Annotated in this window: 6 protein-coding genes; 3 read left to right on the top strand and 3 right to left on the bottom strand. The window is 52.4% G+C overall.

What is annotated here, in order from left to right; translation table 11 throughout:
• Window positions 1-496: 496 nt before the first annotated feature.
• Window positions 497-2,857 carry an SIR2 family protein gene (locus tag DY926_RS11470; protein ID WP_158551969.1) on the top strand — a complete coding sequence of 787 codons (2,361 nt, stop codon included), beginning with the start codon at window positions 497-499 and terminating at the stop codon, window positions 2,855-2,857.
• Window positions 2,858-3,284: 427 nt separating this feature from the next.
• Here the strand turns inward: DY926_RS11470 and DY926_RS11475 are convergent, their stop codons facing one another.
• Both DY926_RS11475 and DY926_RS11480 read right to left on the bottom strand, forming a co-directional pair.
• Window positions 3,285-3,590: a type II toxin-antitoxin system RelE/ParE family toxin gene (locus DY926_RS11475; protein ID WP_116703498.1), complete on the bottom strand. Its 306-nt coding sequence runs from the start codon at window positions 3,588-3,590 to the stop codon at window positions 3,285-3,287.
• Complete coding sequence (locus DY926_RS11480) at window positions 3,587-3,838, bottom strand: antitoxin (protein ID WP_116703499.1); 252 nt, start codon at window positions 3,836-3,838, stop codon at window positions 3,587-3,589. Before DY926_RS11480 ends, DY926_RS11475 begins: the two co-directional genes overlap by 4 nt.
• Before the next feature lie 352 nt (window positions 3,839-4,190).
• Between DY926_RS11480 and DY926_RS11485 the strand changes: the two genes are divergently transcribed.
• Window positions 4,191-5,141, top strand: coding sequence for an ArdC family protein (locus tag DY926_RS11485; RefSeq protein ID WP_116703500.1), 951 nt, complete (start codon window positions 4,191-4,193; stop codon window positions 5,139-5,141).
• On the opposite strand, the gene DY926_RS11490 is transcribed toward DY926_RS11485, so the two are convergent.
• Window positions 5,114-5,464, bottom strand: a complete 351-nt coding sequence (locus DY926_RS11490) for a hypothetical protein (protein WP_116703501.1) — start codon at window positions 5,462-5,464, stop codon at window positions 5,114-5,116. The two genes, DY926_RS11485 and DY926_RS11490, sit on opposite strands and share 28 nt — an antisense overlap.
• 183 nt (window positions 5,465-5,647) lie before the next feature.
• Here DY926_RS11490 and DY926_RS17870 point away from each other — a divergent pair, with 183 nt between their 5' ends.
• Window positions 5,648-5,890, top strand: coding sequence for a toxin-antitoxin system TumE family protein (locus DY926_RS17870; protein ID WP_116703502.1), 243 nt, complete (start codon window positions 5,648-5,650; stop codon window positions 5,888-5,890).
• The last annotated feature ends 42 nt before the right edge of the window (window positions 5,891-5,932 follow it).

The following is a 5,932-nucleotide window of genomic DNA, read 5'->3' on the forward strand; positions in this document are numbered from 1 at the left end:
GGGCTGCACGGGAACTGCGGGGCATATCTTCAGATATGCCCCTTCTGGGATCAGCGCGGCATTTCCTGCGCTTTGGGGTCTTTGGGACTGCTGCGTTGGGGGGTCTCGTGGCCCATGTCATGATTTGATGGAGCTGCCTAAACTGCCTGTTGGAAGCTGATGTGGCTGCTGTCGACGAGAAAACCTAAGTGGACAGACGGCAGTCGCCCTCAAATAAGACATACAGCGGGCCATGCAGCCTATATCCGAAGCGGACATTGTAAGTTGAGCCGCTACAGTCTACCTCTAGAACATGTTGCTGCTGTTCTTAAGGGATATGTCGAACTGAAAGTCGCGCGAGGAAAAGATTGGTCGCTTGTGGAATATTTGATCACAAATACGAGAGAAGGTGAAGCCGGAGTTTAATTTATAACCCACTAGATTTGTGCTGATCAGCATTCATGGATGGTCCGCATAAAAAGTTATTATTTCAATAATTCGTGTTCGGAGAAAAATATTGTCTATCGAAACATTTGATCCAAAAAACTCTGTTCTCTTTCTTGGATCAGGCTTTTCGGCCAACGCAACTAATATTTTGGATGAGAAACTCCCAGCTGGAGAGTCTTTGTTGGAAATTCTGGCTAAGGCCATCGAAGAATCGCCCAAAGACCACGATCTGAAATCCGTGGCCGACGCATATTCGCGTCGCTTTGACGTAAGCCTCCACGACATTCTACACAACACGTTCACGGTTTCATCCGTTTTAGACTACCAAAGAGAAATCCTTTCTCTTCCATGGGCGCGTATCTATACAACAAATTACGACGATATGGTGAATTTGGTAAAAGGTGGCACCTTTCCGATCTTCACTTTCGATGATGTTAAGCCTCGCACTTTACCGCAATCGTTTGCGGTTTACCTGCACGGTTCGATACGACGGGCAACAGAGGACAATGTCGATAGGGATCTGATCCTAAACAGTTACTCTTATGACATGATCACCCGCGACTATCAAACGTGGTTCTATGAGTTCCAACGAGATCGTCGTACCTTTGATGCGTGCTATTTTATGGGTTTCAGTCTCGGCGACCACCATATCACAAGCTTAATGGCTGCAGGCGAGACTTCTGCCAGCCGAACACACTTCATCACGCGCAATCCACCAAAGACACATTTCGTTGATCGAGTGCAGCCCTATGGTGAAATCGTACCGATCGGCTTCGATGGATTTGCTAAGCTTGCCAAAGCACTTCCACCATCAGTCAAACCGACAAGCCCTCGATCACTCGGATCGTTCAAATTTCTGCAGCGAGGCATCGACTCAAAACCTACAGTCGATCCGACACCAATTGAGATCATCAACTTGGTCACCTTTGGTAATTTCAACCAAGCTCGGTTCTTCAATACGACGCGCGATAATAGCTATGTAATGCAACGCGGGACAAAGACTACGCACGCACTTTCCCTTCTCAAAACGAACAAGACGCTACTGATCGATTCCAGACTAGGCAATGGGAAGACGATTTTTACTTCGCTTCTGGCACGAGCTGCATCGGACGACGGTTATAAGTGCTATTTATGGCGGCGCGCTGGGAAGCGCTTAGCGCAAGATCTTGAGGTTATTCGCGACGAAGGTCGGGCACTAATTATCTTCGACGATTATGATACTGCTGTCGACAATATTGAGCGGATATCTGCGTCTGTTCCAGACGCGAAGTTTGCCATAACGATTAGATCAGGAAGACAAGACGTCCGACAGCACGAGATCCAGACGAAAATCCCAGAGCCAATCAAGCGGGTCAATCTCGACATTTTAGAACAAAATGACAAGGAGCTATTACGGCATATCCTTAACCGATCTGGAGCACGCAGAGATGATTTTGACGAAATCATCGATAGTTCTCGTGAGATTCGAGAAATAGTCACAAAATTATATGATAACGCGTACATTCGGGACAAAATTCGTATATCGATCGAGAATGCCTCCAGCGAGCTAGTCCATATCTTAACGCTAGCTTCGCTTATTAAATGGGCTGGCGTAGAAATAAACGACAGTGATCTACAAGACCTTGCTGATTGTGACATATACGCCGAACTAAATAAATCTGGGAGTTTTGGCGCCGATCTACTAAGCAAAGCTGATGATCGGATCGAAATGAGGTCTGCGTTACTCTCGGAATATCTCATTCAAAAGATACTACCTCCAAAGCAAGTTCTCGACGCCTGTTACAGGATCACCATCGTGTCGACGCGGCGGCTAGACGACCGAGTGTATCGACTGTTGGCTGGCGTATTAATGAAAGACTCAACCCTTAAGAAATTCCTTAAGGACAGTCCAGATACCGATTTCCTTCTAAGCAAGCACTATGAACGTTTGTCCGATGACAGAATGGTCAACGACGAACCGCTCTTCTGGCTGCAATATGCAATTTTTACAAAAAGGACCGGCTCAATCAAGTATGCCAGAATGTTTCTAGATACCGGATACGATCGAGCACGGAAACTCAAAAATTTTAAGACTTTCCAGTTGGATACACAATCGTTGAGTATTTATCTACTCGAGGAAATTAAGAGCACTGATCCGGTGGTTAAAGGCCTCGAGAATATCCTTGCGTCCATAAAATTAGTATCAGATATGATCTCAGAACCAAGCTATCGCCAATATGCGGTTGATGTAATCGGGGAGATTCCGGCATTCGTAGAAGCCCGTCAGCACTTACTGGAAAATGCGGAGAAGATTGCGCTGGTTTTTGAACTCAACCTTACGAGCAACGTGTTAGCGGCTCTGCCAGATGACAAAAAAGCCCTTTCAGGTTCTGAAATTGTACGCAGCCAATTGGAAAAATCGATTAAACAATTGGAAATGACCAAATTTTAGAAGGCTTTCCATGCAGTAGCTCCAAGGATGTCATTCAATCACAGATGATGCTTTGGTAGTTCAAGCATTTAGGGCGCGCTCAGCTTTCACCAAATTGTGGATAATCGCCGCGTTTTCTAATTTTAATCTGAAAAGGAACAACGTCGGGATCTGTCTTGGGGGCATTTTAATTCGACAGCAGGCAACTGGTGAATTCAAGTGTAAACGGTCAATCACGCTACAATCGCGGAAAGGTCGGAATTGGTCGATAGCTACCATGCAGGCGCATATTGCGAATGACTACTTTAGGTTGCTTTTTCCGAAAGCAGACTATCGGTTTCCCCCCTAAACTGCCTGTCCGCTCAAGGACCGTGATTCCGACAGGCAGCAGATGACTATATTGTGGATGTAGGGCCCGACGATCTGTGTTCCCGGAAGCGGCGTTCGGTCATAACCTACCTTCGAGGCGGGCAAGAAGATCCATGCGCTCATGCAGGATGGCCACGACAAGCGCTGGCGCGCCCTCACGCGGCAGGCAGAAAATATAGTGATGGTCGACCCGCGCCATCCTCAGGTCGGGATACAGCGCGCTCATGTCCCTGAAAGGGCCATGGCCTTCGACGAGGTTGGCAATGCCTTGCTCCAGGCCGTCGACATATCGACGGACCTGAGCGTCTCCCCACTGTGTTGTTGTGTAACGGATAACCGCACGCAAATCAGCTTCAGCTGCTTCGGTAAGAATGTAGCTGTTCAACTATGCTTCTCGCCGAGTTCCTCATCAAGGATCGCACTGACGCTCTTTGAACTTACCTTACCATCAAGACCATCCTGAATGCGGGCCCTGAGCAGATTATTGAGTTCCTGCCACGCATGGTCAGTATCAAGGTTGTCCGGAAGCAACCGTTCAAGGGCATACTGTTTGATCGTCTTGCCCTGTAGCGCCGCCAGGGCCTTCAGGCTCTGGTGCTGCTGATCCGTCATATCAATGGTCAGTCGGCTCATGATGTAACCCTTTCCAATGCACAAACCCACATTAGCACATATGTGGGTAAGTTACGAGAAAAAGCCGGCAGACCCGGTACTGTAGGCAGTCCATCACCTGATCGGTCGCACCGGGCCTGTCATGCACAGGAATACATGACCGGCGTAGAAGAAAATTCATGAAAGAACGGAAAGGAGCCGCCATGGAGCAGCCGACACGCCTGTCTGGAGGCGCCGTCGATCGCAGCAACCAGGCTCCGCCTGGTCCTTCGCGTTGCTCCGGTGCTGCGCATGCAACGATCGCCTCTATCGCCTCCCTCCATCTGCGCATCGGCCGCCCCGTGGCGGCAGCGCTTCAGGAGGAAAAAGGAAAATGGCGCGCACAACCAGAAAGGCTGGCGAAGACAGGCAGGACATCTACACCGAAGTAACGGAACGGATCATCCGTGAAGTGGAGGGCGGCGTGATCCCCTGGGTGCGTCCATGGAAAGATGGTGTCGGGCAGGATGGCCTGCCGGTCAACGCCGCATCAGGTCGGCGCTACTCGGGCATCAACCTGCTTCTGCTCTGGATGTCGACTTCCGGGCATGGCTACTCCACATCCCGCTGGCTGACCTACCGGCAGGCCGCCGAAGTCGGCGGGCAGGTGCGGCGCGGCGAGCGGGGCACCATGGTCGTGTATGCCGCGACCTACACGCCACGCGATGAAGTCGAAAGGAGTAATGAAAGCGGAGAGGAGCCGCGTAGCATACCGTTCCTGAAGCGTTTCGTGGTGTTCAATGTCGATCAGATCGACGGGCTTTCCGACCGTATGCGACACGGGGAGCAGGTCGCTGACGCGCCCGGCATCGCGCGGAACGGTGACCTCGACCGCTTTGTCGCCGCTACCGGGGCGGATATGCGCTTTGGTGGGAGTGAAGCCTATTATTCGCGTTCGGGGGATTATATCCAGATGCCCCCGCCAGAGGCGTTCGGCTCGGCTCAGGACCTGTTTACCGTCCAGGCGCATGAACTGGCCCACTGGGCAGGCGCGGCCCATCGACTGAACCGCGAGTTCGGCGCACGTTTCGGGGATACCGCCTACATGCGGGAGGAACTGGTGGCCGAGATCGCCGCAGCCCAGCTCTCCGCTGTCATGGGCGTGCCGCCCGTCCTGCGCCACGCCGCATATGTCCAGCACTGGCTTTCACTTCTTCGCGAAGACCGGCATGCAATATTCAACGCAGCGCGCCATGCCAGTGCTGCCGTTGACTTCCTGCTCAACCGGGTACGGGCAAACGAGGGCGCTGGTTGCGTTCAGCCGGATATGGCTGTCGCGGCCTGATCGCGCCGAAGAAGCTGGTAGGTGGCCACGGCGAACGCCGTGCCCAGCGCCAGCGCATGGATGATCGTATCGAGGCGGATCAGCTTGCCCTCGGCCGCCTCGAAAAGCGCAAGGCCCGTATGGCCCTGAAGCCAGTAGGTCATTGGTAGCAGAATATCCGCGCGCAGGGCGACGCCCCGTATCACGAAATCAGCCGCTACCCCGCACAGCCCGAACAGCACCACCAGGCATGCAAGATACGCGGCGACACCCCGCCATAGCGCTCCAAGAACATGGTAGAGCGCGCGGAAAATGGGGCGACGGGTGGAGGAGGGGACCGACATTGCGCGCTCCGGAAAACAGACTGGGCGGAAGGGTTCCCTACATTAACCCCTGACGCCGCAAAAGTACATGGCCGGGATACCGGGACGCCTGTTCCCGGCTCCCGGTCTGTCCAGGCGCGGCAGTGAGCTCCACAGGTGTTGTATAAAATGACATCAGAAAGGAGCGTTGTTATAAACAACAACATGACGGTCGAACTCCTGTTCCGTGAACGCTCGGCCCTGACACCATCTTCGTTTGTGGAAATCGTCGTCTGGTATGTCGCTTTCGTTGCGGATGGTGCCTGCGTGATCCGCTACGACAATGAAGCGGGGAAGGGGGATCACAGGCATATCGCCGAAAACGAAGTTCCATACCGTTTCCTCGGGATCGAGGAGCTGCTGGCGGACTTCTGGAAAGACGTGGAAACCTGGAGGGAAAGACAGTGAGAACGGTAACTCTTGGAATATCCTCCCTGCAGGAGACAAGGC

It is taken from the genome of Komagataeibacter melaceti, assembly GCF_003403295.1.
GTDB classification, from domain to species: Bacteria; Pseudomonadota; Alphaproteobacteria; order Acetobacterales; family Acetobacteraceae; genus Komagataeibacter; species Komagataeibacter melaceti.